This window comes from Kocuria sp. LUK (genome assembly GCF_021012935.1).
In the GTDB taxonomy this organism is placed as follows: Bacteria; Actinomycetota; Actinomycetes; order Actinomycetales; family Micrococcaceae; genus Kocuria; species Kocuria flava.
This window is the reverse complement of sequence record NZ_JAJMZI010000002.1, coordinates 381,952-408,808: the sequence shown is the minus strand read 5'-3', so window position 1 is coordinate 408,808 and position 26,857 is coordinate 381,952. Positions and strand designations below refer to the sequence as shown.

General features: G+C 75.3%; 23 protein-coding genes and 1 riboswitch. Of the genes, 7 read left to right on the top strand and 16 right to left on the bottom strand.

What is annotated here, in order from left to right; genetic code table 11:
• The first annotated feature begins 200 nt into the window (after positions 1–200).
• Both LQU92_RS04645 and LQU92_RS04640 read left to right on the top strand, forming a co-directional pair.
• Entirely contained in the window at positions 201–1,238 is a 1,038-nt protein-coding gene (locus LQU92_RS04645; RefSeq protein WP_230777773.1) for a DUF1524 domain-containing protein, read from the top strand.
• Positions 1,239–1,306: 68 nt separating this feature from the next.
• Positions 1,307–1,708, top strand: coding sequence for a hypothetical protein (locus LQU92_RS04640; protein WP_230777772.1), 402 nt, complete (start codon positions 1,307–1,309; stop codon positions 1,706–1,708).
• Between the two features lie 114 nt (positions 1,709–1,822).
• Here the strand turns inward: LQU92_RS04640 and LQU92_RS04635 are convergent, their stop codons facing one another.
• From LQU92_RS04635 to LQU92_RS04620, 4 genes are all read right to left on the bottom strand, one after another.
• Entirely contained in the window at positions 1,823–2,899 is a 1,077-nt protein-coding gene (locus LQU92_RS04635) for an NAD(P)-binding domain-containing protein (RefSeq protein ID WP_230777767.1), read from the bottom strand.
• 73 nt (positions 2,900–2,972) lie between these two features.
• Positions 2,973–3,473 (bottom strand): GNAT family N-acetyltransferase, encoded by a 501-nt coding sequence (locus LQU92_RS04630; RefSeq protein WP_230777765.1) that lies wholly within the window; start codon positions 3,471–3,473, stop codon positions 2,973–2,975.
• Positions 3,474–3,482: 9 nt separating this feature from the next.
• A complete protein-coding gene (locus LQU92_RS04625; protein WP_230777762.1) occupies positions 3,483–4,379 on the bottom strand; it encodes an alpha/beta hydrolase fold domain-containing protein in 897 nt (298 codons plus the stop codon).
• 163 nt (positions 4,380–4,542) lie between these two features.
• Positions 4,543–6,141, bottom strand: a complete 1,599-nt coding sequence (locus tag LQU92_RS04620) for a GMC family oxidoreductase (RefSeq protein WP_230777759.1) — start codon at positions 6,139–6,141, stop codon at positions 4,543–4,545.
• Positions 6,142–6,331: 190 nt separating this feature from the next.
• On the opposite strand from LQU92_RS04620, the gene LQU92_RS04615 reads away from it, so the two are divergent.
• The gene (locus LQU92_RS04615; RefSeq protein WP_230777757.1) at positions 6,332–7,774 is read left to right on the top strand and encodes an aldehyde dehydrogenase family protein; all 1,443 of its coding nucleotides are present in this window, start codon (positions 6,332–6,334) and stop codon (positions 7,772–7,774) included.
• 75 nt (positions 7,775–7,849) lie between these two features.
• On the opposite strand, the gene LQU92_RS04610 is transcribed toward LQU92_RS04615, so the two are convergent.
• From LQU92_RS04610 to LQU92_RS04585, 6 genes are all read right to left on the bottom strand, one after another.
• The gene (locus tag LQU92_RS04610; protein WP_230777754.1) at positions 7,850–8,500 is read right to left on the bottom strand and encodes a C40 family peptidase; all 651 of its coding nucleotides are present in this window, start codon (positions 8,498–8,500) and stop codon (positions 7,850–7,852) included.
• Positions 8,501–8,505: 5 nt separating this feature from the next.
• A riboswitch (cyclic di-AMP (ydaO/yuaA leader) is annotated at positions 8,506–8,695 on the bottom strand.
• Positions 8,696–9,234: 539 nt separating this feature from the next.
• A complete protein-coding gene (locus tag LQU92_RS04605; protein WP_230778704.1) occupies positions 9,235–10,095 on the bottom strand; it encodes a metal ABC transporter permease in 861 nt (286 codons plus the stop codon).
• Positions 10,096–10,121: 26 nt separating this feature from the next.
• Complete coding sequence (locus LQU92_RS04600) at positions 10,122–10,880, bottom strand: metal ABC transporter ATP-binding protein (RefSeq protein WP_230777751.1); 759 nt, start codon at positions 10,878–10,880, stop codon at positions 10,122–10,124.
• Positions 10,881–10,905: 25 nt separating this feature from the next.
• Positions 10,906–11,910, bottom strand: coding sequence for a metal ABC transporter substrate-binding protein (locus tag LQU92_RS04595; RefSeq protein ID WP_230777739.1), 1,005 nt, complete (start codon positions 11,908–11,910; stop codon positions 10,906–10,908).
• A 133-nt stretch (positions 11,911–12,043) separates the two neighbouring features.
• A complete protein-coding gene (locus LQU92_RS04590; protein ID WP_230777738.1) occupies positions 12,044–13,090 on the bottom strand; it encodes a hemolysin family protein in 1,047 nt (348 codons plus the stop codon).
• The gene (locus LQU92_RS04585; RefSeq protein WP_230777737.1) at positions 13,087–14,460 is read right to left on the bottom strand and encodes a hemolysin family protein; all 1,374 of its coding nucleotides are present in this window, start codon (positions 14,458–14,460) and stop codon (positions 13,087–13,089) included. Before LQU92_RS04585 ends, LQU92_RS04590 begins: the two co-directional genes overlap by 4 nt.
• Positions 14,461–14,902: 442 nt before the next feature.
• Between LQU92_RS04585 and LQU92_RS04580 the strand changes: the two genes are divergently transcribed.
• Positions 14,903–15,355, top strand: a complete 453-nt coding sequence (locus LQU92_RS04580) for a hypothetical protein (protein WP_230777736.1) — start codon at positions 14,903–14,905, stop codon at positions 15,353–15,355.
• Positions 15,356–15,385: 30 nt separating this feature from the next.
• Here LQU92_RS04580 and LQU92_RS04575 read toward each other — a convergent pair whose 3' ends face one another.
• The 5 genes from LQU92_RS04575 to LQU92_RS04555 form a co-directional block, all read right to left on the bottom strand.
• Entirely contained in the window at positions 15,386–15,856 is a 471-nt protein-coding gene (locus LQU92_RS04575; RefSeq protein WP_230777728.1) for a hypothetical protein, read from the bottom strand.
• Between the two features lie 35 nt (positions 15,857–15,891).
• Positions 15,892–16,743, bottom strand: coding sequence for an IclR family transcriptional regulator (locus LQU92_RS04570; RefSeq protein WP_230777726.1), 852 nt, complete (start codon positions 16,741–16,743; stop codon positions 15,892–15,894).
• Positions 16,744–16,775: 32 nt separating this feature from the next.
• Entirely contained in the window at positions 16,776–18,746 is a 1,971-nt protein-coding gene (locus LQU92_RS04565; protein WP_374229637.1) for a BCCT family transporter, read from the bottom strand.
• Positions 18,743–19,909, bottom strand: coding sequence for an aromatic ring-hydroxylating dioxygenase subunit alpha (locus LQU92_RS04560; protein ID WP_230777725.1), 1,167 nt, complete (start codon positions 19,907–19,909; stop codon positions 18,743–18,745). Before LQU92_RS04560 ends, LQU92_RS04565 begins: the two co-directional genes overlap by 4 nt.
• Positions 19,910–19,980: 71 nt before the next feature.
• A complete protein-coding gene (locus LQU92_RS04555) occupies positions 19,981–21,186 on the bottom strand; it encodes an NAD(P)/FAD-dependent oxidoreductase (protein ID WP_230777722.1) in 1,206 nt (401 codons plus the stop codon).
• A 347-nt stretch (positions 21,187–21,533) separates the two neighbouring features.
• On the opposite strand from LQU92_RS04555, the gene LQU92_RS04550 reads away from it, so the two are divergent.
• The 3 genes from LQU92_RS04550 (at position 21,534) to LQU92_RS04540 (ending at position 25,693) form a co-directional block, all read left to right on the top strand.
• On the top strand, positions 21,534–21,896 hold the full coding sequence (locus LQU92_RS04550) for a bifunctional 3-phenylpropionate/cinnamic acid dioxygenase ferredoxin subunit (protein WP_058857691.1): 363 nt from the start codon (positions 21,534–21,536) through the stop codon (positions 21,894–21,896).
• A gap of 36 nt (positions 21,897–21,932) precedes the next feature.
• Entirely contained in the window at positions 21,933–24,404 is a 2,472-nt protein-coding gene (locus LQU92_RS04545; protein WP_230777720.1) for an FAD-dependent oxidoreductase, read from the top strand.
• A 143-nt stretch (positions 24,405–24,547) separates the two neighbouring features.
• Positions 24,548–25,693, top strand: coding sequence for an S-(hydroxymethyl)mycothiol dehydrogenase (locus tag LQU92_RS04540; RefSeq protein WP_230777718.1), 1,146 nt, complete (start codon positions 24,548–24,550; stop codon positions 25,691–25,693).
• Between the two features lie 290 nt (positions 25,694–25,983).
• Here the strand turns inward: LQU92_RS04540 and purU are convergent, their stop codons facing one another.
• A complete protein-coding gene (gene purU, locus LQU92_RS04535) occupies positions 25,984–26,856 on the bottom strand; it encodes a formyltetrahydrofolate deformylase (protein WP_101851136.1) in 873 nt (290 codons plus the stop codon).
• Position 26,857 lies beyond the last annotated feature (1 nt).

The following is a 26,857-nucleotide window of genomic DNA, read 5'->3' as shown; positions in this document are numbered from 1 at the left end:
CGCGGACGGAATCCGTGCGGGTCGCGACCGCCGGCGACCGGGCGCCGCGACGCGAGGACCCGCGCCCGGAGCCCAGCCGCCGCGCGCCGCGACGCGGGGACGCGGGGACGCGCCGGGGGTTCGGCCCACGACCGGTTCCGGTCCCACAATGGTGGGGCAGCCCCTGCGCACCCCCGCCCTCCCGCCCCAGGAGCCGTTCCGTGATCCCCACCTCGCCCTCGTCCCGCCCCGGCCGGCGTTCCCCGCTGCTGCGCACCGGGTCCCGGCTCGCGGCCGCGGCCCTCGCCCTCGGCCTGCTGGCCGGGTGCACGGACGCACCCTCCCCCGCCCCGGCGCCCGAGCCCTCGGCCGCCACGCTCGCCCCCTCCGCCGGGGCCCCGTCCGGGAGCGAGCCGACGACGCCCGGGGCGACCCCCGCCCCCGCTCCCCCCACCACGGCGGCGCCGGAGGCCCCGTCCCCGCCGCCGGCGCCCGCCTCCCCGGCCGCCACCGCGCTGGCGGACCTGCCGGTCGCGGCCGCCGGGACGATGTCCGACTACGACCGCGAGGGCGACTTCGGCGGGTGGGCCGACCCCGACGGCAACGGCTGCGACGCCCGCAACGACGTCCTGGCCCGCGACCTCACGGACGTGGTCACGGAGGACGGGTGCACGGTGCGCTCCGGGACCCTGGAGGACCCCTACACCGGGACGGTCATCGAGTTCCGGCGCGGGGTGCTGACCTCCTCGGACGTCCAGATCGACCACGTGGTCTCCCTCGGCAACGCCTGGGTCAGCGGCGCCCGGCGGCTGAGCCAGGACCAGCGGGTGGCCCTCGCCAACGACCCCCTGAACCTGCTGGCCGTGGACGGGCCCACCAACGGGGTGAAGTCCGACAAGCACGCCGGCCAGTGGCTGCCGCCGAACGAGGCGTTCCGCTGCGAGTTCGTGGCGCTCCAGATCGCCGTCAAGACCCGCTACGGCCTGTGGGTCACCGCGCCCGAGAAGCAGGCGATGGCCGATGTCCTCGCCGACTGCCCGGGCCGGCCCCTGCCCGGCGCCGCGCCCGTCCCCGGGCAGGCCCCGGCGGAGGAGCCCGCGCCCGAGGCGGCACCCGCCCCCGCACCCGCCCCGGCCGAGGAGGTCCACTACCCGAGCTGCGCCGCGGTGCGGGAGGCCGGCGCCTCCCCGCTGCACGCGGGCGAGCCCGGCTACCGCGCCGGCCTCGACGGCGACCGGGACGGCGTCGCCTGCGAGTGAGCCGGGAGCTTCCTGACTGGACGATCGTGGGGTGGCACCGGCTCCGCGGGGCTGTCTACGGTCGCCCCATGGACATCAGGAACGGACGAGGAAAAGCACTGGTCACGACCGGGGCCCTGGCGGCGGGCCTCTTCTCCCTCGGGTGCGTGCCCGCGGAGCAGCTGCCGGAGGTGCCGCCCGTGGCGGCCGACGCCGCGGGCGCGGTGCCCGTGACCGTCACCCAGCAGCCGGGCGGGCAGATCGTCCTCGGCAGCGCCGACGCCTCCGCCCCGGGGACCGCCTACGACTACCTCGTGGTCGGCGGCCCGCTCGCCGCCCCGGTCGAGGGCTCCTTCGACCCCGCCGGCACGGCGACCCCCGGGCTGGCCGACGGGCAGTACACGGCCGCGGTGACCGCGACCGGTGCCTCGGGCGTCACCGGCACGGGCACCGTGCAGTTCACGGTCGAGGACGGCCGGCTGATCGCCTGACCACCGCCCCCGCACGAAACGGCGGCACGCGCCGCCCGGGCCCCCGGCGCCACCCGGCACCGGGGGCCCGCCCCGTTCCGGTCCCTGCACCGCCGGACCGGCGCCCGGGACGCCTCAGCGGGAGGCGGCCACGGAGGGCTCGGCCAGCAGGCGCACGGCCTCGCGGGCGGCGGCCCGTCCGGCGCGGGTCGCCCCGAGCGTCGAGGCGGAGGCGCCGTAGCCGACGAGCAGCACCCGCCGGTCCCGGAGCACCCGCACGCCGTCGGTGCGGATCCCGCCGCCGGGCTCGCGCAGCCGCAGCGGGGCGAGGTGGTCCAGGGAGGCGCGGAAGCCGGTGGCCCACAGGACCGCGTCGGCCCGCACGTGCCGGCCGCCGGCCAGCACCACCCCGTCCGGGACGAGGGCCTGCAGCGGACCGGCGGAGACGAGCACCCCGGCCTCGATGCCGGCGCGGTACTCCGGGGTCAGGGGCAGACCGGTCGTCGCCACGACGCTGAGCGGGGGCAGCCCGGCCCGGGTGCGCTCGGCGACGCGGTGCTCGACGTCGCGGCCCCACGCGGCGTCGAAGGCCCGGCCGGTGAACTGCGGGGGCCGGCGGGTGGACCAGGTGGTCGTGGCCCCGGCCCGCTCGAGCTGGAGCAGGAACTGCACGGCCGAGGTCCCGGCCCCGACCACGACCACGTGCTGCCCGCGGAACTCCTCGGCGCCGCGGAAGTCGTGGGTGTGCAGCTGCCGGCCGCGGAAGCGCTCGCGCCCGGGGTAGTGGGGCCAGTACGGGCGGTCCCACGTGCCGGTCCCGTTGATCAGCAGCCGGGTCTCCCACGCGCCGTCCTCGGCCGTCACGCGCAGCGGCCCGGCGTCGTCGCCGGTCGTGGACCCGACCCGGCGCACGGTCACCGGGCGGTGGACGGGCAGGCCGAAGCGGCGCTCGTAGTCGCCGTAGTAGCGGGCGACCACGGCCGAGGCCGGCTCGGCGGGATCAGGCTCCCCCAGGGGCATCCCGGGCAGGTCGTGGATCGCGTGGGCCCCGCCGAAGGTCAGCGAGGGCCACCGGTGGCGCCACGCGCCCCCGGGCCCGGGGTTGGCGTCGAGGACCACGAAGTCCCGCTCAGGCTCCAGCCCCCGGCGCAGCAGGTGGTGGGCGGCGGACAGCCCGGCCTGCCCGGCCCCGAGAACGACGACGTCCAGCACGGCGACTCCTTCATTGACACGTCAATGAAGGACAACGCGGGACGGGATCCCGCTGTTCCCGGGCGCGTCCGGCTCAGGCCCGCCCGGGCTCGTGCTCCCGCGCGGCCCCGGCCTCCCGCAGGGCGTCCCCGGTGAGGCGGAAGACGGACCACTCGTCCTGGGGCAGGGCCCCGAGGGTGCGGTAGAAGCCGATGGACGGCTCGTTCCAGTTCAGCACGCTCCACTCCACGCGGGCCCAGCCCCGGTCGACCGCGTGCCGGGCGAGGGTGCGCAGCAGCTCCTTGCCGTGGCCGGCGCCGCGGGCCTCGGGGCGGACGTAGAGGTCCTCGAGGTGGATCCCGTGCACGCCCTCCCAGGTGGAGAAGGTGCGGAACCACAGGGCGAAGCCGAGCAGGCGCTCGCCGTCGTCCACGACATGGGCGAAGACCGCCGGGTGCGCCCCGAACAGGGCCTCGGCCAGCTGCTCCTCGCTCATGCGCACGGCATCGGGCTCCCGCTCGTACTCGGCCAGCTCCCGCACCATCGCCAGGACGGCGGGGACGTCCTGGGGGCGGGCCTCACGGATCTGCGACATGCCCGGACCCTATCGCACGCTCCCGGGCCCGGTGAGCAGGGAGCGCACGTGCGCGAGCGCCCGCCGGGCCTCGGGGGTCCACCACGCGCCGACGTAGACGTGGAAGGCGCCGGGCTCGTAGATCAGCCGGCCCGGGTTGCCCGCGGCGGCCAGCCGGCGGGCGAACTCGAGGGCGTCGGCGGTGAGGATGTCGAGCCCGCCCTGCACCACGTGCACCGGCGGCAGGTCCTCGACCCGCCCGTAGAGCGGGCTGACCACGGGGTCGGTCAGTGCCCGGTCCCCGGCCCAGGCGGCGCACAGGGGCTGGACCTCGTCGACGGCCAGCATCGGGTCGTGCGGGTCCAGCTCGCGCACGGCCGGGTGGGAGGCGGTGAGGTCCAGGGCCGGGGAGAAGGCGACGACGTGGTCCGGGCCGCGCCGGCCGGCGTCGCGCAGGGCCATGGCCAGGCCGATCGCGAGGTTGCCGCCGGCGGAGTCGCCGGCCACCACGATCCGCCGCGCCCCCGGGTCCTCGGCCAGGCCGGCCCAGGCGGCGGTGAGGAAGTCGTAGCCCTCGTCGGCGTCGCCCTCGGGGGCCAGCCGGTACAGCGGGACGGTGACGGTGGTGCCGGTGCCCCGCACGAGCTCGCGCACGATCCCCCAGTGCGCGGGCAGCAGCGGGTTCACGAACGCCCCGCCGTGCAGGTAGACCAGGTGGGTCCCGTCCGCCCCGGCGCGCGGGGTCAGCCGCAGCACGGGCCGCCCGGCGACCTCGGTGCGCTCCACGGCGTGGCTGCGCCGCAGGTCCCGCGGGAGGCGGGCGGGCGGCGGGTAGGGCCGACCGTGCAGCGCGGCGAGCTCCCGCCGCGGCGTGCGGCGGGAGCGGGCGGCGACCGCCCGGGCGGTCAGGGCCATCCTCAGGCTCACGGGGGCATTCCTCCGGTGCTCGTCCGGGCGCGGCGGGGCTCCTCCACGACTCGTACCGCAGGCTACCGCGCCTCCGGCGGGAGGGGCCGGGCGCCGGCGCGGTCGGCGGACCGGCACGGCGCCCGGCGTCGTCGTCGGCGGGCCCCGGGGAGGGCGCGTGGTCTCAGGCCTCCGCGAGCTGCTCGGCCGCCTCGGCGGCGGGCACGGTCTGCGCCCCGGTGATCAGCGACGCGGCCCGCTCGGCGATCATGGCGGTGGGCGCGTTGGTGTTGCCGCTGGGCACGCGGGGCATCACTGAGGCGTCGACCACGCGCAGCCCGGCGAGACCGTGCACGCGCAGGTCCCCGGGGGAGACGACCGCCTCGGGGCCCGTGCCCATCCGGCAGGTGCCGACCTGATGGTGGTAGGTGGTCACCCACCGGTGGAGGTAGGCGGTCTCCTCCTCCTCGGTGCGCACGTCCTCGCCCGGGTAGAGCTCCACCGCGCCCCAGTCCTCGGCCAGCGGCGCGGTGCGCACCATGGCGCGGGCCTGGCGGAACGAGGCCAGCAGCGCCTCGCGGTCCCGGGGGTCGGCGAAGATCCGCGGGTCCAGTGCCACGGGGTCGGCCACGCCCGGGCCGGTCAGGCGCACGGTCCCGCGGGAGTGGGGGCGGACCAGGCCGGCGTGCAGGGTGAAGGCGTTGGCGGGGCCGGTCATGCCCTCGTCGTACATCGGCACGGAGAAGTGGATGGGCTGGGTGTCGGGGACCTCGAGGTCCGGGCGCGAGCGCCAGAACAGGTGGGTCTGAGTGACGGACCAGTCGGTCTCGGGGTGCTCGATCGTGCGGGCGGTGGCCTCGGCGATCACGGGCGCGAGCAGGTGGTCGTGGAGGTTCTCCCCCACCCCGGGCAGGTCGTGGACGAGCGGGACGCCGACCTCCGCGAGGTGCTCCGCCGGGCCGATCCCGGAGCGCAGCAGGATCTTGGGCGAGTCGATGGCCCCGGCGCACAGCACGACCTCGTCCGCGGGAATCACCTCGGGCTCGGCGTCCGGGTCGGCCAGGGGGACGACGGCGACGCCGGTGGCCCGGCCGTCCTCGACGAGCACCCGCTGCACCAGCACGCCGGTGCGCAGGCTCAGCCGGGGGTGGTCCAGCACCGGGCGGACGCAGGCCATCCACGTGGTGAAGCGCCGGCCCTCCCGGACGTTGATCTGCTGCTGGGAGATCCCGTCGAGGACCCCGGCGTTGTAGTCCTCGTTGCGCTCGACGCCGAGCTCCTCGGCGGCCTCGACGATCGACGCGAAGAGGGGGTTGAGCGGGTAGTCCTGGACCACGGGCACGGGCCCGTCGGTGCCGCGGCTCGGGTGCGGCTCGGTCCCGGCCGGGGGGACGTAGGTCTCGAGGGCGGTGAACCACGGGAGCACGTCCGACCAGCCCCACCCGGGGCAGCCGTCGGCGGCCCAGGCGTCGTAGTCCTGGGCGGCTCCGCGCACCCAGATGGTGGCGTTGAGGGAGTGGGAGCCGCCGAGCACCCGCCCGCGGGGCCAGTGGATCACCCGGCCGCCGGCGTGGGCCTGGGGCACCGTGGCGTAGTCCCAGTCCTCGGGCGCGTGCCACAGCTCCCCGAGCCGGGAGACGAGGTGGATCGCGGGGTTGGCGTCCTCGCCGCCGGCCTCGAGCAGGACCACCTCGTGGCCGGCGTCGAGCAGGCGGCGGGTGAGGATGCTGCCGGCGGTCCCGGCGCCGACGACGACGTACTTCGTGCGCTGCGATGCGTTCATGGCCCCAGTGTGACCCGGGGCACGCGGCACGGCCTTGACCGGGAGCGCAGGATCCTTGTCCGCCGGCGCAGGGCCGGTGCGCAGATGCGCACGGGCGGTCAAGGACCGTGCCGCCACGGTCAAGCACGCCGGGTGTGCCCCGGGTCACGATGGGGGCGGATGCACCCGAACGCCACCGAAGGAGATCCCCGTGACCACCACGACCGACACCGACCGGACCCCGGACGTCCTGGCCTACGACGAGCTGCTCGCCGCGATCACCGACCCGGCCGGCCGCGAGATCCTCGACCCCGCCACCGGCGAGGTCGTCGGCCGCGCCCCCGAGCGCACGGCCGAGGACCTGGACCGGGCGGTCGGACGGGCCCGGGCCGCGCAGCCGGGCTGGGCCGCCGTGCCCGACGCCGAGCGCTGCGCCCTGCTGCTGCGCGCCGCCGACGCCGTCGAGGCGAGCGCCGGAGCCCTGGCCGAGCTGCTCTCCCGCGAGCAGGGCAAGCCGGTGCAGCAGGGCCCCAACGCCCTGTTCGAGGTCGGCGGGGCGGTGGCCTGGCTGCGCGCCACGGCGTCCCTGCCCCTGGAGCCGGAGACCCTCTTCGACGACGAGACCGGGACCGCGACCCTCACCTACGACCCGATCGGGGTCGTGGGGGCGATCGGCCCGTGGAACTGGCCCGTGATGATCACGGTCTGGCAGATCGCGCCGGCGCTGCGGATGGGCAACACCGTGGTCGTCAAGCCCTCCGAGCACACGCCCCTGTCCGTGCTGGGCCTCGTGCACGTGCTCGGCCGGGTGCTGCCCGAGGACGTGCTCACGGTGGTCCCGGGCGGGCGCGAGGTCGGCGAGGCGCTGTCGACGCACCCGGGCGTGGACAAGCTGATGTTCACCGGCTCCACCGCCACGGGGCAGGCGATCATGCGTGCCGCCGCGGACGGGCTCACCCGCCTGACCCTGGAGCTCGGCGGCAACGACGCCGGGATCGTGCTGCCCGACGCCGACCCGGAGGCGATCGCGGAGGGCCTGTTCTGGGGGGCGTTCATCAACACCGGCCAGACCTGCGCGGCGCTCAAGCGCCTCTACGTCCACGAGGACCGCTACGACGCGGTGTGCGAGGCCCTGACCGCGGTCGTCGCCCGGATGCCGATGGGGCGGGGCCTGGAGGAGCACAACGTGCTGGGGCCGCTGCAGAACCGGGCGCAGTACGAGATCGTGGCCGAGCTGGTGGAGCAGGCGCGGGCCGGCGGCGGGCGGGTGCTCGTCGGCGGGGACCCGGACGAGTCGGCCCCCGGCCACTTCTACCCCGCGACCCTGGTGGCCGACCTCGACGACGACAACCCGCTGGTGACCCAGGAGCAGTTCGGCCCGGCCCTGCCGATCGTGAAGTACTCGGACGTCGACGAGGCGGTCGCGATGGCCAACCGCCTCGACGTGGGCCTGGGCGCCTCGGTCTGGTCCGCCGACCCGGAGAAGGCCCGGGAGGTCGCTGCGCGCCTGCAGGCCGGCACGGTGTGGATCAACAAGCACGGGGCCGTGGACCCGCGGATGCCCTTCGGCGGCATCAAGCGCTCCGGCTTCGGCGTGGAGTTCGGCGTCGAGGGCCTCAAGGCGCTCGGCGTCCCGAAGGTCATCGCCTCCTGACCGGCACGACAGACAGCGGGGCCCGCCCGGGACGGCAGCTGCCGTCCCGGGCGGGCCCCGGTGCCGCGGTGGGCGTCAGCGGAAGCTGACGTAGGCGTCGACCGGCATGGCGTCCACGGAGTGCACGACGGTGCCCTGGGACGGGTTCAGCGCGGAGATCATCTTGCCGCCGCCGAGGTAGATCCCGATGTGGGCGCCGCCGTTCTGGACGACGAGGTCGCCGGGCTGCGGGTCGGAGGTCGGGGTCCCGGCCGCCCACTGCTGCTGGCTGGTGCGGGGCAGGTCGATGCCCTGCTGCTCGTAGACCCACTGGGTGAAGCCGGAGCAGTCCCAGGCGCCGGGCTCGGTGCCGCCGTAGGCGTAGCCGCTGCCCTCCTGCTGCATCGCGGTGCCGACGATGCCGCCGGAGGACGCGGTGGAGGCGATCTCGACGACGCCCTCCGACTGGGGGGCGAGATCCGTGCCGGCGGGCTCCCCGGCCGGGGCGGCCGTGGGCGCGTCCAGCGGCGCGGGGGCGGCCGTGCTCGCCGTGGCGAGCGACGCCGTCGCCGCGGCGGGCGCGGTGGACGAGCTCTCCGGGGCGGCCGGGAGCTCGGCGTAGGCCTGGGCCGGGGCCACGGAGCCGAGCACCGCCGCGCCGGCGGCGGCCGTGAGCACGGTGCCGCGCACGAGACGGGACGAGGCGCTCGCGCGGTGGCGGGCGGAGCTGCTGCTGAAGAAGGTCATGCTGGTGTTCCTCCCTGCGCCTGCGGGGTGAGCTGTCGGGTTCGGGTGGGAGTCACCCGGCCGCCCGGACGCGCACGTCCGGGCGAGCTTCACCCCGAGGTCCCGGGCGGACCGGGACCGGGAAGTGGTTCCCCCGCTTCTGCCGAAACGGTCTGGTGGACCCCGAGCACCGGCAGAACTCGGCGTCGTGCCCGGGGGTGCCGGGCGGATCCGTCCTCGGCACGTCGGCGACCGTAGCCAGCCCGGAACCCGAATGTCACATTTCGATAACGGCATCTTCGGGGCCGTTCTCAGCCTCCTGTGCGGCGCGTCCCACCCCGCACTCAGCACCCGCGCCGGGGCGGGCTCCGGCCCGGACAGCCGGATCCGGGCTCCTCCTCGCGGGCCCCCGGCGGGCCCCGGCGCTCCCGGGACCGGGCTGACCAGGGGCGTCGCGCCCTCGGACGGAGCGTGTCCGCCCGCCGGCGCGCCCCGGACGGGAGCCGGCGGACCGGTTCCCGCACCCAGCGGCCGGGGAGGACGGCTCCAGGCGGGAATCAGGATGTGCGGTTCACCACGGGCGGGAGCCGGCGGGATTCTTCACCGGACCTTCATGTCCCGCGGGGCCCACCGCCCCGTCCGGGGCGGTCCGGGGCGGGGGGCGGGGTGAGGAGCTGCGGGGCGTGGGCGCAGGACGCGGCCGGCGCCCACGAGCGCCCCGGCGCCACCTCCGCGGGCGCCGGCGGCGGCGCGGCTCAGGCCGCCGCGGTCCCCCGGGCGCGGCCGTCCCGCAGCCGCAGCAGCACGGGTGCGGCCACCGCGGCCACGGCGTAGGCGCCGATGGCCAGCACCACGATGGTCGCCCCCGGGGACAGGGGCTGCACGTAGGTGATCGCGAGCCCGGCCACGCACACCGCGGCGCCCAGGCCCATCGCCACGGCCATGGTGGTGGCGAAGGAGCGGGTCAGCAGCTGCGCGGTGGCCACCGGCACGATCATGATCGCCGAGACCAGCAGCACCCCGACCACCCGCATGGACACCGAGACGGTCAGGGCCGCGACCACGGCCACGAGCAGGTTCAGCGCCTGGACCGGCACCCCGGAGGCGCGGGCGAACTCCTCGTCGTGGCACAGGGCGAACAGGGCCGGGCGCAGGCCGATGCCCACGCCGAGGATGAGGGCGGCCAGCCCGGCGGTGAGCCACACGTCCGCGGTGGTCACCGTGGAGATCGAGCCGAAGAGGTAGCCGGTGAGGTTGGCCGAGGTGCCCCCGGCGATGCCGATCAGCAGCACGCCGCCGGCGATCCCGCCGTAGAACAGCAGGGCCAGGGCCACGTCCCCGCTCGTGCGCCCGCGCCGGCGCACGGCCTCGAGCAGCAGGGCCCCGCCCACGGAGGCCACGATCGCCCCGGGCACGGCCAGGGCGTCCTTGTCCCCCAGCCCGGCCGCGGCACCGGTGAGCCAGCCCATGGCCACGCCGGTCAGGGCCATGTGCCCGATGCCGTCGCCCAGCAGCGCCATCCGCCGCTGGACCAGGTAGGTGCCCATCACGGGGGCCGCGAGGCCCACGAGCACCGCGGCGATCAGGCCCCGCTGCATCAGCGGGCTGGCGAGCATCGCGCTCAGCGTCTCGAGCACCGGGGTCACCAGTTCCTCTCCAGGTCGGGGGCGGTCGGCGGGCGACCGGGGGTCTCGGGGTGGGGGTGGGCCTCGGGGTGCTCCTCGGGGCCGGGGGCCACCGGACCGTCGTGGACCACCCGGCCGCCCTCGAGGACCACGGTGCGCGTGATCAGCCGCTCGAGCGGGCCGAGGTCGTGCAGGACCACCAGCACGGTGGCCCCGCGCTCGCGCAGCCGCCCGAGCGTGCCGGCGAGGGCCTCCATGGAGGCCCGGTCCATCCCGGACAGGGGCTCGTCGAGCACGAGCAGGTCGGGCTCGCGCACGAGGGCCCGGGCGATGAGCACCCGCTGCTGCTGGCCGCCGGAGAGCACCTGCACGCTGTCGCCGGCGCGGTCGGCGAGCCCGACCTCGGCGAGCGCGTCGAGGCAGCAGCGCCGGGCGCCGCGGCCCGGGCGCAGGGAGCGCCGGTGCAGCAGTCCCGAGGCCACGACCTCGAGGGCGGTGGCCGGCACCCCCGTCGTCGCCCCGGTGCGCTGGGGCACGTAGCCCAGGCGCTGCCAGGGCACCTGCCGGTGCGGGCCGGCGAGATCCGCGCCGAAGACGCGCACCCGGCCGCGGTCGGGGGCCACGAGCCCGGTGACGGTCTTCACCAGGGTGGACTTGCCGGAGCCGTTGGGCCCGAGCACGGCCACGACCTCGCCCGCGGCCACGGCCAGGTCGATCCCGCGCAGCACGGGGTTCGACCCGAGGGTCACGTCCAGGTCGTCAATGCGCAGCACCATGCCCCGATTCTCCTCGGGCACGGGCTCAGCAGCCCAGTGCGGCGCGCAGGGCCCCGAGGTTGGCGCGCATCACCTGCTGGTAGTCGGCGCTCTCGTCGGCCTGGGTCTCGACGGGGTCGAGGACGGCGGTCTCCACGCCGTGCTCGGCGGCGAGGGCCTCGGCGACGCCGGTGTCCACCTCGGACTCGGCGAAGACCGTGGTCACGCCCTCCTCCTCGACGACCTTCCCGATCTCGGCCAGTCGCGCCGGGGAGGGCTCGGTGTCGGGCTCGAGCCCGGCGACGGAGACCTGCTCGAGGTCGTACGCGTCCGTGAGGTACCCGTAGGCCTCGTGGGCGACGACGACGGTGCGCCGCTCGCAGGTCTCCAGGCCGGAGGAGAACTCCTGGTCCAGGGCCTCGAGCTCACCGGTCAGCTCCTCGGCGTTGCGCTCGTAGAGCGCGGCGTTGTCCGGGTCGGCCTCGCCGAGTTCGTGGGCGACCTCGACGGCGACGGCCGCCAGCCGCTGCGGGTCCAGCCAGAAGTGCGGGTCCTGGGCGCCGTGGCCGTGGCCGCCGTCGGCCCCGTCCTCCCCGGCGTGGCTCTCCTCGGCCCCGGACGCCTCGTGGGCCTCGGCGCTGTGGTCCTCCTCCGCGGCGGCGTGCTCCTCCGCGGCGTGGGCCGCCTCGCCCTCGATGCCGGCGTGGGCGGCGTCGAGCGCGTGCTCGGGGGCGGCCTGGGCCACGGCGTCGTCGACGGCCGGCTGGAAGCCGGAGAGGTAGACCACCGCGTCGGCGGTGCGCACCCGGTCGACGGCCGCCGGGGACAGCTCGAGGTCGTGGGGCTCGGCCCCGGCCGGGGTCATCGACTCCACCCGGACCTGCTCGCCGCCCACGCGCTCGGTCACGTACTGCAGCGGGTAGAAGGAGGCGAGCACGCTGAGCGTCCCCCCGTCCTCCCCGCCGGCCGCGGTCTCCTCCGACGGGGCGGCGCAGGAGGAGAGCAGGAGGGCGGTCAGCGCGGACAGCGCGAGGAGCGGGGATCGTTTCATGCGAACGATTCTCACGTCTTTGAGAATCGTTGTCAATTGCAGAGACGCAGGGCACACGGTCCCCGCGGCCGCCGGAGCGCGTCCGTCCCGGCCCTCCCCGCGGAGGGCCGGCACGGACGCGGGCGGTGCCGGGTCAGCGCACGCGCAGCCGTCGGCTGTCGTCGCGGATCTGGCCGACGAGCTCCTCGAGCACGTCCTCGAGGGTCACGATCCCCTCGGCCCTGCCCTCCGGCCCGAGCACGAGGCCCAGGTGCGCCCCGGAGTGCTGCATCAGCGCCAGGGCGCGGCGCAGGGGCACCTCCCGGCCGATCTCCGGCAGCCGCCGGATCAGGAGCGGATCGATCGGGGCGTCCCGCACCCGGGCGTCGAGCTCCAGCAGGTCCTTGACGTGGACGTAGCCGGCCGGCTCGCCGAAGACGTCGAGGACCGGGAAGCGGGAGAACCCGCCCGCGGCCACGGTCTCGGCCTGGGCCGGGGTGGTCCCGGCGGGCAGGACGGTGACCTCCGGGAGGGGGATGACGATCCCGGCCACGCTGCGCTCCTCGAAGGTCAGCGCGCCGAGCAGCAGCCGCTCGTCGTTGGCCTCCAGCAGCCCGCCCTGGCGGGACTCCTCGACCAGGGCGGCGACCTCGTCGCGGGTGAACACGGAGGTGACCTCGTCCTTGGGCTCCACCCTCAGCAGCCGCAGGATCGTGTTGGCCACCCCGTTGAGCAGCCACAGCAGCGGGCGCAGCACGGTGACCACGCCGACGAGGACGGGTCCGAGGACCACGGCCATCCGCTCCGGGCCGGCCAGGGCGATGTTCTTGGGCACCATCTCCCCGAAGACCACGTGCAGGTAGGTCACCAGGGACAGGGCGATCGCGAAGGCGACGGGGTGCAGCAGCGCCTCGGGGACGCCGATCGCGGCGAAGGGCACCTCCAGCAGGTGCGCGACGGCCGGTTCGCTGATCCAGCCCAGGGCCAGCGAGCAGATGGTGATGCCCAGCTGCGCGCCGGCCATCATCATCGAGACGTTCTCCATCGCGCCCAGGGTGACCCGTGCGGCCCAGGACCCGGCGAGGGCCTTGGGCTCGACGACCGTCCGGCGGGCGGAGATCAGGGCGAACTCCGCACCGACGAAGAAGGCGTTGGCGCCCAGCAGCACCACGGTCAGGACCAGTCCGGTCAGCTCGCTCATCGCCGGGCCCCCTCGGCGTGCGCGGCGACGGCGGCGCCGTCGTCCTGGGGGGACTCGATGTGCACACGCACCGCGGTGATGCGGTGCGCGTCGACGGCCGTCACCTCGAGGCCGATCGTGGCCGGCGGCTCTCCGGGGGCGGGCTCGGCGGCCACGGCCACCCGGTCGCCGACCTCGGCGAGGCGGCCCAGGTGCAGGGTCACGAGCCCGGCCAGGGTCTCGTACTCCTCGTGCTCGGGCACGCCCACCCCCAGGTGCTCGGCCGCCTCGTCGGGGCGCAGGGCCCCGGGCAGGTCCCAGGAGCCGTCGGCCTCCGCCGTGACGGGCTCGACGACGGGGTCGTGCTCGTCGCGGACCTCGCCGACGAGCTCCTCCACGAGGTCTTCCAGGGTGACCAGCCCGGCGGTGTCGCCGAACTCGTCGACCAGCACCGCCATCTGCAGGCCGCCGGCCCGCAGGGTGTCCATGAGCTCGTCCAGCTCGACCGTGTCCGGCACGAACCGGGCCTCGCCCATGACCGTGCCGACGGCCACCTCGTGGCGCCGCTCGTGGGGTACCGCGAGACCGTGGCGCACGTGCACCACCCCGGCCACACGGCCCTCCTCCGCCGCGACCACGGGGAAGCGGGAGTGGCCGGTGGCGCGGGCGCGGGCCAGCAGCTCCTGGACGGTCTCGTCCGGGGCGAGCGTGACCATCCGGCCCCGCGGGACCATGACGTCGTGGGCGCGCCGGTCGCCGAAGGCGAAGGAGCGCTCCACGAGCTCGGCCGTGGCCGCGGCCAGCGCGCCCCGGTCGGCGGAGTGGCGCACGAGCCCGGCGAGCTCCTCCGGGGAGCGGGTGGAGGCCAGCTCCTCCTGCGGCTCGACGCCCAGGGCCCGCACGATGCGGTTGGCGTTGCCGTTGAACAGGCGGATCGGCCAGTCCAGGGCCGTGGTGAAGCCGCGCTGGAAACCGGTGACCGCCCGGGCGGTGCCCAGCGGCCGGGCGATGGCCAGGTTCTTGGGCACGAGCTCGCCGAAGATCATGGTCAGCCCGGTGGCCAGCACGAGGGCGAGCACGATCGAGGCCGACCGCGCCGCCACCGGGGACAGCCCGGCACCGGTGAGCGGTCCCACGACGAGCGCGGCGACGGCCGGTTCGGCCAGGAAGCCGATGCCCAGGTTCGTCACGGTGATGCCCAGCTGGGCGCCGGAGAGCTGGGTGGAGAGGGTCCGCATCGCCGTCAGCACGCCCGCCGACCGGCGGTCCCCGGTCGCGGCGGCGGCCTCGACGTCGTTGCGGTTGACGGTGATCAGGGAGAACTCGGCGGCCACGAAGGCGCCGCAGGCGGCGATCAGCGACACCCCCACGAGGATCGACAGGACTTCCATCAGCCCCACCACCCCGTCACATCTGCACGGCCCGAAGGCCCGGGTCTGTCACAGGGTGCGTCGCAGAGGGCGCTCATGATCTCCGTATCTCACTCGTGCGGCGGCCCGGCTCTCGGACCGCGGGAAGCACAGAAGCTAGCAGCGCCGGCCGTGAGCACCCTGGGAGCCCCGCCGGGTCCGCCGGCCGGGGCCGGCGGGGCTCCTCGTGGCCGGCGGGACACTGCTCGAACCGCTCCTGCACCGACCGGCCCCGGCCCCGACCGGCCCTGTCCCCCGAAGAGCCGACAGAAACGGATCGCGACGCAGACCCCGTGTCAAGTGCGCCGTCCGGCATTCGGATAGTGTGACCTGCAGTGTCCTGCCCGACCCCGGCGCACCGCCCGGGCCGGGGCCGCCCGACCGGCACCCGGACACCCACCGCACCCGACCCGAGGACCGCCCGTTGCCCACGACCCTTGAGTTCTCCACCTGCGCGGAGACCGTGCCGCGCGCCTTCTGCGAGGCCCTCGGCGACTACGCCTGCCGGTGGGGCCTGGTCGCCGCCGCCGGACCCGCGCAGGACCCCTCCGGGGAGCCGGTGACGGAGGTGGTGCTCGCCCCGGCCCCGGACACGGTGTTCGACCTGACGATGCTCGCGGTGCGGGAGGGGGACGTCCCGGCCGACTTCCGGGACCGCGCAGCGCCCACCGGGCCGGGCTCGGACCACCACGCCTGGGCCGTCGCCACCGCGCGCGCCTACGACCGGCACCGCTCCGCCCGGGACCTGGCGGAGCTGCGGCGCGGGATCGGGACGCTGGCGGCGCTGCACGGGATGGGCGCGGTGAGCGTGCGGGTCCGGCCGGTGGAGCCGGCCACGGTGCTCGAGCAGCTGCTCGGGATCAAGAACCCGGCGTAGGCCCCGGCGGGAGCCCGCGCCGGCCGGCGCTCACGGACGCTCCGCGTCCGCCTGCTCCGCGGTCCGACCGGGGGCGGCGGTTCCGGCGGGGGCGCCGTCGTCGTCCGCCGGGGTCCCCGCCCCGGGAACGGGCGCCCCGGCGGGACGGCCCGCCGCGGTGCCGGCGCCGTCCGGGGTCCCCGCCCCGCGCGCCCCGTCGGGGACCCGCTCGTCCCCGGGGGCCTCGACGGCGTTGGGGCCCGGGCCCTGCGGCTGCCCGTCCGCCCAGGTGGCCCCGGGGCGGCGGGGCCGGCCGGCGGCGAAGGCGCGGGGCACGGCCGCGGCCTGCTCCTCGGGATCCGCGTGCTCGGCCTCGGCGAGGACGGTGACGAACGCCCTGGTGTCGTGCACGAGGTCGGTGATGGTCTCGGGCGAGTCCACGGCCCAGTGGTAGGCGGTGGCCCAGTCCACGGGGCGGCCCCCGGCGGTGACGGTGCCCTGCTCGTCCAGCTCCACGGTCATGGGCCCAGGGTAGCGGCGGGCCCCGGTGCGGCCGGTCAGCCGCGCGGGGCGGTCCCGTCCGCCGGCACCCAGCCCATCCGCCGGCTCACCCGCTCCCCGGTCGCGCGCAGGTCCTCGAGCACCGCCTCCATCGTCCCGTCGGAGAAGCGGAAGGCGGGGCCGGAGACGCTGATGGCCGCGACCACGGTGCCGAGGTGGTCGCGCACGGGCACGGCCACGGAGTTGAGGCCGATCTCGAACTCCTCGGACGTGGCCGCGTAGCCCTGCGCCGCGACGTCCAGCAGCTGCCGCTCCAGGGCCTTGCGGGAGGTGACCGTGCGGGCGGTGTAGGAGCGCAGGCCCTGCTCCTTGAGCACCCGGGCCCGGTCCTCGGAGGGCAGCCCCGCGAGCAGCACCTTGCCGGAGGCCGTGGCGTGCAGCGGGGTGATGCTCCCGATCCAGTCGTAGGTGGAGACCGTGGACGGGCCCATCTCCTGGCCGACGTTGACGGCGTGGCCCTCGCGCAGCACCGCCAGGTTGACGGTCTCCGAGACCGTCCTGGCCAGCTCGCGGATCTCGTCGCGGGCCTCGGTGACCACGCTCAGCCGCCCGGGGATCGCGTGGGCCAGGCGCAGGATCCCGAAGCCGAGCCGGTACTGGCCGCGGTCGGCGGCGTGGTGGACGAGGCCCCGGGCCTCCAGCGCGGCGAGCAGCCGGGAGGCGGTGGACTTGTGCACCCCCAGCTCCGCGGCCACCTCGGTCACGCTCGACCCGCCCGTGCGGGCGAGGATCTCCAGGACCGAGATCGCCCGGTCCACGGACTGGACGCCGCCGCCTCCTCCTTCCCCGCCGCTGCGCTCGGTCGTGGCGTCGGCAGGGTCGGAGGAGGCGTGCGCATGAGGGGGCATGACCCCCATGCTATCCACGGCCGTCACGGGGCTCAGGTCCGCTCCGGGGTCCGTCCCGTGCTCCGGGGCCGGTCCTTCCCGTTCGGGGCGGCGTAGATCGGCTGCCCGGCGGCGGTGGCGTCGACCGCCCGCAGCTGCCCCGTGGGCGGGTCGGCGCTCTCCCGGGTGACCAGGGTGAAGCGCTGGTGGCCGTACTCGTCGACCGCGGTGCGCACCGCCCGGTTCATCACCGACTCGGACAGGCGCTGGCGCAGCCACATCGGGTCCCGCCGCAGGTCCCGGACCAGGGCCACGCACAGCAGGGCCATCACGAGCACGAACGGCAGCGCGGCCACGATCGTCATCCGCTGCAGCCCGCCCAGGGCCTCGGCGGGGGTGTCCCCGCCGGCCAGCAGCATCACCGCGGCCACCGCGCCCATGAGCACGCCCCAGAGGACGACGACGGGGCGCGAGGGCTCGAGGCTGCCCCGGGAGCTGAGCGAGCCCATGACGATGGAGGCGGAGTCCGCCCCGGTGACGAAGAAGATGCCGGTGAGGACCATGGCCAGCACCGCCAGCCCGGTCGTCAGCGCCTGCGGAGCGTCCAGTCCGGTGAACATGTCGTAGATCGCGCCGTCGAAGGAGATGGTGGGCACCCCGTCCACGACCGTGGCGATCCCGTCCCCCGGGTCGGGCGTGGCGTCGGCCCGGCGCTGGATGTCGATCGCGGTGCCGCCGAAGACGGCGAACCACAGCAGGGACACCAGGGAGGGCACGAGCAGCACGCCGGTGACGAACTGGCGGATGGTGCGCCCGCGGGAGATGCGGGCGATGAACATCCCCACGAAGGGCGTCCACGAGATCCACCAGGCCCAGTAGAAGACGGTCCACCCGGAGAGCCACTCGCGCATCGACGCGTCCCCGGCGGCCTCGGTGCGGGCGGCCATCTCCGGCAGCTGCTGGAAGTACGAGCCGATCGCCGTGGGCACCAGGTTGAGGACGAACAGGGTCGGCCCGACCGCGAAGACCACCACGGCCATGAGCACGGCGAGCACCATGTTGGTGTTGGCCAGGAACTGGATGCCGCGCTCGATCCCCGAGACCGCGGAGGCCACGAAGCAGAAGGTCAGCACCGCGATGATCAGCACCAGCAGCGGGGTCGCCACCTGCCCGACCACGCCGTTGAACTGCAGGCCGCTGCCGATCTGCAGCGCCCCCAGCCCCAGCGAGGCCGCGGAGCCGAAGAGGGTCGCGAAGATCGCGAGGATGTTGATGAGCCTGCCCCCGATCCCGTCGACCGCCCGGCGCCCGAACAGGGACACGAACGCCTCCGAGAGCAGGTTCTTGCGCCCCATCCGGAACGTGCCGTAGGCGATGGCGATCCCGAGCACCGCGTACATCGCCCACGGGTGCAGGGTCCAGTGGAACAGCGAGGTGGCCATGGCCGTCTCGATCGCCTCGGCGCTCTGACCGTCCACCGTGGCCGGCGGCGGGGAGACGTAGTGGTAGAGCGGCTCGGCGACGCCGTAGAACATCAGGCCGATGCCCATCCCGCACGCGAACATCATGGAAATCCACGAGGCCGTGCGGAACTCCGGGCGCTCCCCGTCCTTGCCCAGCGGGATGGCCCCGAACCGGCCCAGCGCCAACCACAGCACGAAGGCGACGAACAGCGAGGCCAGCAGCACGAAGACCCAGCCGGTGCTCTCGAGCACCCACGCCAGCGCGGCCGAGGACGCGGCGGACAGGGACTCCGTGCCGAGGAAGCCCCACAGCACGAAGCCGACCACGAGGGCGCCGGTGACCACGAGGATGGTGCGGTCCAGACCCTCCGACCCGGCGCGCACCGAGGTGCGGCGCTCGGCGACCCCGACCCTGAGCTCGTCGAGGATCGCCGCCTCCTGGGCCTCCGTCTCGTGCAGGTGCGTGGTGTCGTCCACGGGCGGGCGCACCTCCGGCTCCTCCGGCGGCGCCGGGGCGTCGGCGGGGCGGGCCGGGTCCTGCCGGCCGCCGTCGCCGCTCACGCCTGCACCTCCTGGGCCGCGGGTGCGGTGCGCCGCTCGAGGACGTCCCCGACCTTCGTCAGGATCCAGTCGTGGAACGCGCCGATGTGGTGCTCGCTGGGCACCAGCACCCCGCCCTTGGCGTAGACCTTGGAGCTCATGGCGGGCTGGCAGCGCTCGCAGGCGTCGAAGTCCTGCTGGTTGACCCGGTGGAAGAGCTCGACCGAGGCGGAGACGTCCTTGCCGGACTCGACCACCGAGGGCAGGTAGAGCCAGTCGCACTCCACGACCGTGCGGTCCGCGGCGAGAGGGAACATGCGGTGGACGATCACGTGGTCGGGCACGAGGTTGACGAACACCGTGGGCTTGATGGTGATCGCGTAGTAGCGCCGGTCCTGGTCCTCGGCGACCCCGGGGATCCGCTCGAGGCCCTCGGTGCCGTCGATCGTGAAGCCCTGGACCTCCTCGCCGAACTCCGCGCCGTGGCCCACGAAGTACTGCGCGGCCAGCCCGTCGGCGAACTCGGGCAGCACCTCGGTGAGCTCGGGGTGGATGGTGGCGCAGTGGTAGCACTCCATGAAGTTCTCGATGATGAGCTTCCAGTTCGCCTTGACGTCGTAGGTGATCCGCCGGCCCACGGACAGGTGGGCGACGTCGTAGCCCTCGATCGCGGTCGCGTCCCCGAGCCGCTCCTGGATCGCGCCCACCACGTCCTCCTCGAAGGACGGGGGCTCGTCGGCCAGGCACACCCACACGTAACCGAGGTACTCCCGCACCGGCACCCCCACCAGCCCGTACTCCTGACGGTCGATGTCGGGCATCTTCGTGAGGTTGGGGGCCGCGATCAGCTTGCCGTCGAAGTCGTAGGTCCACGCGTGGTAGGGGCACTGGAAGGAGCGGCCGGCCTCGCCCGTCTGCTCCATGCACAGCTTCACGCCGCGGTGGCGGCAGACGTTGTAGAACGCCCGGATCCCGTGCTTGCGGTTGCGGGTGATGATGATCGACTCCCGGCCCACCTGCACGGTGCGGAAGGCCCCGGGCTTGTCCAGGTCCGAGGCGCGCACGGCGCAGAACCACATCTGCTCGAGGATCCGCTCCTGCTCGGCGCGGAAGACCTCCTCGTCGACGTAGCTGGAACCGGGCAGGGTGGCGATGAGGCTGTCGGAGATGACGGTGGTCGACAAGGTCGTGCTCCTGAGGGTCGGGACGGTGCTCCGCCGCGCGGGCGGACGGTATCGGGACGGGCGGGTCGGGGTCAGGCGGCCACGGCGGGAGCCGCCGCGGCGGCCGCGCGGGCGGCGGCGAGCTTCTCGAGGGTCTTGCGCCAGCGGCAGAACAGCCGCACCTGGTTCCAGCCGAGCACGGCGACCGGCTCGTCGCCGGCGTAGTAGACGGCCAGCAGGGAGTCCTCGCCGGGCCCGCCCTGCTCGTAGACGACGCGGTCCCCGCGGGCGGCGTCCCCGGCGAACTGCAGGCGGGTGCCGTACTGGTCGGACCAGAAGTACGGCGGCTTCACCGCCGGCAGCCCCGCCGGATCGGCCCCGAGCAGCGCGCCGACGGCGATCGCCGGACGCTCGGCGGCGCCGGTCCAGTGCTCGACCCGGCGGTGGGTGCCCGTGGCGGGGTCGTACCAGGCGGCGCAGTCGCCGACGGCGACGACGCCGGGGACACCGGTGCGGCCCACCGCGTCGCACAGCACGCCGTTGCCGAGCTCGACCCCGGAGCCCTCCAGCCAGGCGGTGTTGGGCGCCGCGCCGATGCCGACGACCACGACGTCGGCCGGCAGCGGCCGCCCGCCGGCCAGGTGGACCGCGCGCACGGCGCCCCCGGCGACCTCGAAGCGCTCGATGTCGGTGCCGCAGAGCAGCTCGACGCCCGCGCGCTCGTGCAGGCCGGCCACGACCGCGCCGAGCTCGGCCCCGAGGGGCCCGCACAGCGGGGTGGGCGACTTCTCGACCACGGTGACCTCGAGCCCCAGCTCGTGGGCCGTGGAGGCGACCTCCGCGCCGATGAACCCGGCGCCGACCACGACCAGCCGCCGGCCCGGGGCCAGCAGCTCCCGCAGCCGGTGCGCGTCCGCGACGGTGCGCAGGGTCACGACGTTGTCCAGGCCGGCGATCGGCGGCAGCGACCGGGGCGAGGCGCCGGTCGCGACCACGAGGCCCTCGGCGTGCAGCAGCCGGCCGTCGTCGAGCACGACGGTGCGGGTGACGGCGTCGAAGGAGACCGCCCGCACCCCCAGGACCCACTCGGCGTCGAGGTCGTCGGCCTCCGTCTCCAGCGCGAGGTCCTCCGCGCCGATCCGGCCGGCGAGGAAGTCCTTGGACAGCGGGGGGCGGTCGTAGGGGCGCTGCGGGTCGTCGCCCACGACGGTGAGGCGGCCGGTGTATCCGTGGTTCCGTGCGGCCCGGGCGGCGGCGAGGCCGGCGAGGGACGCCCCGACGATGACGAGGGACTCCATGGGGGACCCCTTTCGGGTGTCTGGTGCAGGTGGTCGGGGGCGCGGCGGGGATCCCGCCGCTCCATCCGCGTGTGCGTCACGTGCAACGCGATGCGTGATGTGAGGAACAGCGTGAGCCTCCCCACCCCCGCCGTCAAGAGGTTCCGGGAATTCGACACACGGATTTCACACCGCGCGCCCGTGTGACCCGGCGACACCCCGGGAGAACGGCGCAATCCTTGACACGACGCGGAAACGGTCCCCACGATGTTGCGCATCGCAACACTCGTTGCTCATCGTGAGGCCGATGCGGCCGGGTCGGAACACCCGGCACGGCACGGCCGCTCCCCAGGAAAGGATCCGTTCGGATGCACAAGGCCTGTCCCCTGAAGGACCTCGCACCCGGCGAGGCGCTGCGGCTCGAGACGACGCCGCCCATTGCCGTGTTCCACACCGAGGAGGGCGAGCTGTTCGCGATCGACGACACGTGCACCCACCAGGACGCCTCGCTCGCCGACGGCTGGGTGGAGGGCTGCGAGGTGGAGTGCCCGCTGCACGCCTCGAAGTTCGACCTGCGCACCGGCGCCGTCGACGCCCCGCCGGCGAAGCTGCCCGTGCGGGTCCACGAGGTGAGCGTGGTCGACGGCGACATCGTGGTCCGGGAGTCCGAGGAGGCCCCGAACCTGCCGCCCGGCCTCACGGTCCACGGCCACGAGTCCCGGCCGAGCTGAACCACGCCCGGCACCCACAGGTCAGGAGGACCGCCCATGAGCACCACCCCCCGCGTCGTCGTCATCGGAGCCGGGATCGTCGGCACGAACCTCGCCGACGAGCTGGTCCAGCGCGGCTGGACCGACATCACCGTCCTCGAGCAGGGGCCGCTGCCCCTGCCCGGCGGCTCGACCTCGCACGCGCCGGGGCTCGTCTACCAGACGAACCCCTCGCGCACGATGACCCGGTTCGCGACGTACACGGTGGAGAAGCTCCTCTCCCTGGGCTGCTTCAACCAGGTCGGCGGCCTCGAGGTGGCCACCACTCCCGAACGGCTGGAGGAGCTCAAGCGCAAGGTGGGCTGGGCGGCGTCGTGGGGCCTGCCGGGCCGGCTGCTCACCCCCGAGGAGGTCCTGGAGCAGCACCCGCTGGTGAACCCCGAGATGGTCCTCGGCGGCTACCACGTGCCGACGGACGGGCTGGCCCTCGCCGCCCGGGCCGTGCAGGTGCTCGTCGAGCGCACCGCCCGGGCCGGGGTGACCTACCGGGCGGAGACGACCGTCACCGGCATCGAGCGGGCCAACGGCCGCGTGACCGGGGTGACCGTCGCCGACGGGTCGACGGTGCCGGCCGACGTCGTCGTCTCCTGCGCGGGCTTCTGGGGACCGGCGATCGGCGAGCTGGCCGGCATGCCCTGCCCCCTCCAGCCCCTGGCCCACCAGTACGTCTTCACCTCCGCCGTCCCGGAGCTCGTCGGCAGGCACGACGCCCCGAACGGGGCCACCCTGCCGATCCTGCGGCACCAGGACGCCGACCTGTACTACCGGGAGTGGGGCGACCGGATCGGCATCGGCTCCTACGCCCACCGCCCGATCCCGGTGGACCTCGAGGAGCTCCCCCGCTGGGCGCCCCGGGACATCGCCCACGACCGGATGCCGTCCCGGCTGGAGTTCACGCCCGAGGACTTCGCCCCGCAGTGGGAGGAGAGCCGGCGCTTCCTGCCGTCCCTGCGCGGCAGCGAGGTGGCCGAGGGGTTCAACGGGATCTTCTCCTTCACCCCGGACGGCGGTCCCCTCATCGGCGAGTCCCCGGACCTCGCGGGCTTCTGGGTCGCCGAGGCCGTGTGGGTCACCCACTCCTCCGGCGTGGCCAGGGCCGTGGCCGAGCTGCTCGTGGAGGGCACCTCCGAGACGGACCTGCACGGCTGCGAGGCCACCCGCTTCGAGGACGTGCAGCTGTCCCGCGAGTACGTCGAGGAGACCGGCAAGCAGAACTTCGTGGAGATCTACGACGTCCTCCACCCCCTCCAGCCCCGGGAGTCCCCCCGCGACCTGCGGGTCAGCCCGTTCCACTCCCGGGAGCGCGAGCTGGGCGCCTTCTTCCTGGAGGGCCACGCCTGGGAGCGGCCCCACTGGTACGAGTCCAACGCCGCGCTGCTGGACGAGCTGCCCGAGCAGTGGCGCGAGCCCGAGCGGGAGGACTGGGCCGCGCGGTACCACTCCCCGATCGCGGCCGTCGAGGCCTGGAGGACCCGCACCGCCGTGGCGATGTACGACATGACCCCGCTCACGCGCGTCACGGTCGAGGGCCCCGGCGCCGCCGCCCTGCTGCAGCGGCTGAGCACCGGCAACGTCCTGCGCAGGCCCGGAGCCGTGACCTACTGCCTCCTGCTGGACGGGAAGGGCGGGATCCGCAGCGACATCACGGTGGCACGGCTGGACGAGGAGCTGTTCCAGGCCGGCGTCAACGGCGCCGTGGACGTCGCCCACCTCTCCGCCGAGGCGAAGCGGCAGAGCACCGAGGACCCCACCGCCTGGGTGCGGGTGCGGGACATCACCGCCGAGACCTGCTGCATCGGCCTGTGGGGCCCGAAGGCCCGCGAGGTCATGGCGAAGGTCTCCCGGGACGACCTCAGCAACGACGGCCTGAAGTACTTCCGCACCAAGCAGATCCGGGTGGGCGGGCTGCGGGTCACCGCGATGCGGCTGTCCTACGTGGGCGAGCTCGGCTGGGAGCTCTACACCACCGCCGACCAGGGCCCGAAGCTGTGGGACCTGCTGGCCGAGGCGGGCCGGGAGCACGGGATCGTCCCTGCGGGGCGGGCCGCGTTCAACAGCCTGCGCCTGGAGAAGGGCTACCGCGCGTGGGGCACGGACATGACCACCGAGCACACCCCCGTGGAGGCCGGGCTGGACTTCGCCGTGAAGAAGGACAAGGGCGAGTTCGTGGGCTCGGCGGCGGTCGCGGCCGATCCCCCGGCCCGGCGCCGGCTGCGCTGCCTGACGGTGGACGACGGCCGCACCGTGGTGCTCGGCAAGGAGCCCGTGCTCGTGGACGGGGTCCCCGCCGGCTACGTCACCAGCGCCGCGTGGGGCTACACCGTCGGCCGGCCGATCGCCTACGCCTGGCTGCCGCCCGGGGTCGCCGAGGGCGACGCCGTGGAGATCCTCTACCACTGCGAGCGGGTCCCGGCCACGGTCTCGGCCGAGCCGCTCGTGGACCCCGGCATGGAGCGCATCCGCGGCTGAGGACTCCGCGGCCGGGGCGCCCGTCGCCCCGGCCGCGGCCGCACCGTCCCGGGCCCCGGGGAGCCCGGGGATCCCCGGGAGCACCGAACCTCCTCGAACGGCGCCGGCCCCGGCGCCGACGACGACGAAAGGCAGGACAGCGCATGCACAAGGTCAAGGGCGTGGTGTCCACGGGCAGGAACCAGCCGGTCAGCGTGGAGACGATCCTGGTCCCGGATCCGGGACCGGGAGAGGTGCTGGTCGACGTGCTCACGTGCGGGGTGTGCCAGACCGACCACCACTACGTCGAGGGCGGGGTCGGCGACGACTACCCGTTCCTGCTGGGCCACGAGTCCGCGGGCGTCGTCTCGGCCGTCGGCGAGGGCGTCACGGAGGTCGCCGTGGGCGACCACGTGATCCTCAACTGGCGGGCTGTGTGCGGACAGTGCCGGGCCTGCCGCAAGGGCGAGCCCTGGTACTGCTTCGACACCCACAACGCCACCCAGAAGATGACCCTCGAGGACGGCACCGAGCTGGCCCCCGCCCTGGGCATCGGCGCCTTCGCCGAGAAGACCCTCGTGGCCGCCGGGCAGTGCACGAAGGTCGACGCCGAGCTGGCCCCGGAGCAGTACGCGGCCGTGGGCCTGCTCGGCTGCGGGGTCATGGCCGGCATCGGCGCGGTCCTCAACACCGGGGCCCTCCGGCGCGGGGAGTCCGTGGCCGTGATCGGCTGCGGCGGAGTCGGTGCGGCCGCGGTCGCCGGGGCCGCCCTGGGCGGGGCCACCACGATCGTCGCCGTGGACCTCGACGACGACAAGCTGGACACGGCCCGGCGGTTCGGGGCCACCCACACGGTCAACTCCCGCCGGGAGGATCCGGTGGCCGCGATCCGGGAGCTCACCGGCGGGCACGGCGCCGACCTGGTGATCGACGCGGTGGGGATCGCCCCGACCTTCGCCCAGGCCTTCGAGGCCCGCGACCTGGCCGGGCGCCTGGTCCTGGTCGGGGTCCCGGCCCCGGGCACCACCTGGGAGGCCCCCCTGGACCAGGTCTTCGGCCACGGCGGGGCCATCAAGTCCGCCTGGTACGGCGACACCCTGCCCTCGCGGGACTTCCCCATGCTCGTGGACCAGTACCTGCTGGGCCGGCTCGACCTCGACGGCTTCGTCACCGAGCGGATCGGCCTCGAGGACGTCGACGAGGCCTTCGCGAGGATGCGGACCGGCGCGGTGCTGCGCTCCGTGGTCGAGATCGCCCGCAGCGGCACGGCCGCGGCGGAGCGGACCGGGACGGCCGGAGCCGCCCGGTGAGCGCCGGCCGCGTCCCCGGCCGCACCGTCGCGGCGGGCCGGTGTCCCCGCCCGCAGCAGCGCACCGGCCGCTGACCCGCACCGCCACGACGCCCCCCGGCTCCCCGGGGGCGTCGCCGTGCGCCCGGCACCGCCCGGCTCCGCGGGAGGCACCGCGCGCCCCGCACCGTCCGGCTCCGGGCGGACGCCTCTCCCCCGCACCGCCGGACCCGCAACGGCCCCGGCACGCGCGGAGGGCCGGCGGGGAGAGCTCCCCGCCGGCCCTCCGCCGCGCCCTGCCCGGGGCGGCGTTCAGCGCAGGACGACCGTGCGGTTGCCGTGCAGGACCACCCGGCCCTCGCAGTGCCACTTCACCGCGTTGGACAGCGCCTTGCACTCGGTGTCCCGGCCGGCGGCCACGAGGTCCTCGGGTCCGTAGGTGTGGTCCACCTCCACGACCTGCTGGGCGATGATCGGGCCCTCGTCCAGCTCGGCGTTGACGTAGTGGGCCGTGGCGCCCACGGTCTTCACCCCGCGCTCGTAGGCCTGGTGGTAGGGCTTGGCGCCCTTGAAGGACGGCAGGAACGAGTGGTGGATGTTGATCACCCGCCCCTCCATCCGGGTGGCCAGCGAGTCGCTGAGCACCTGCATGTACCGGGCCAGGACCACGAGGTCCACCTCGAAGCGGTCCACGAGCTCCAGCAGCCGCGACTCGGCCTGGGGCTTGGTGTCCGGGGTGACGGGCACGTGGAAGAACGGGATGCCGTGCCACTCCACGAGGCGCTGGTGGTCGCGGTGGTTCGAGACCACCGCGACGATGTCCACCGGCAGCTCCCCGGTGCGGGCGCGGAAGAGCAGGTCGTTGAGGCAGTGGCCGAACTTGGAGACCATCACGAGCACGCGCCGCTTGGCGCCGTGCTCGTTGAGCTCCCAGCGCATCCCGAAGCGCTCGGCCACCGGGGTGAGGTCGGCGCGCAGGGCGTCGGCGTCGAGGCCCTCCCCGGTGGCCGGGGCCACGTGCACGCGCATGAAGAAGTGCCCGAAGCGGCGGTCGTCGAACTGGGTCAGTTCCACGATCGTGCAGCCGTGCTCGAGCAGCACGCCGCTGACGGCGTGCACGATCCCCGGCCGCTCGGGGCAGTCCAGGGTCAGGACCAGCTCGGTGGTGGCCGGCGCGGTCAGCACG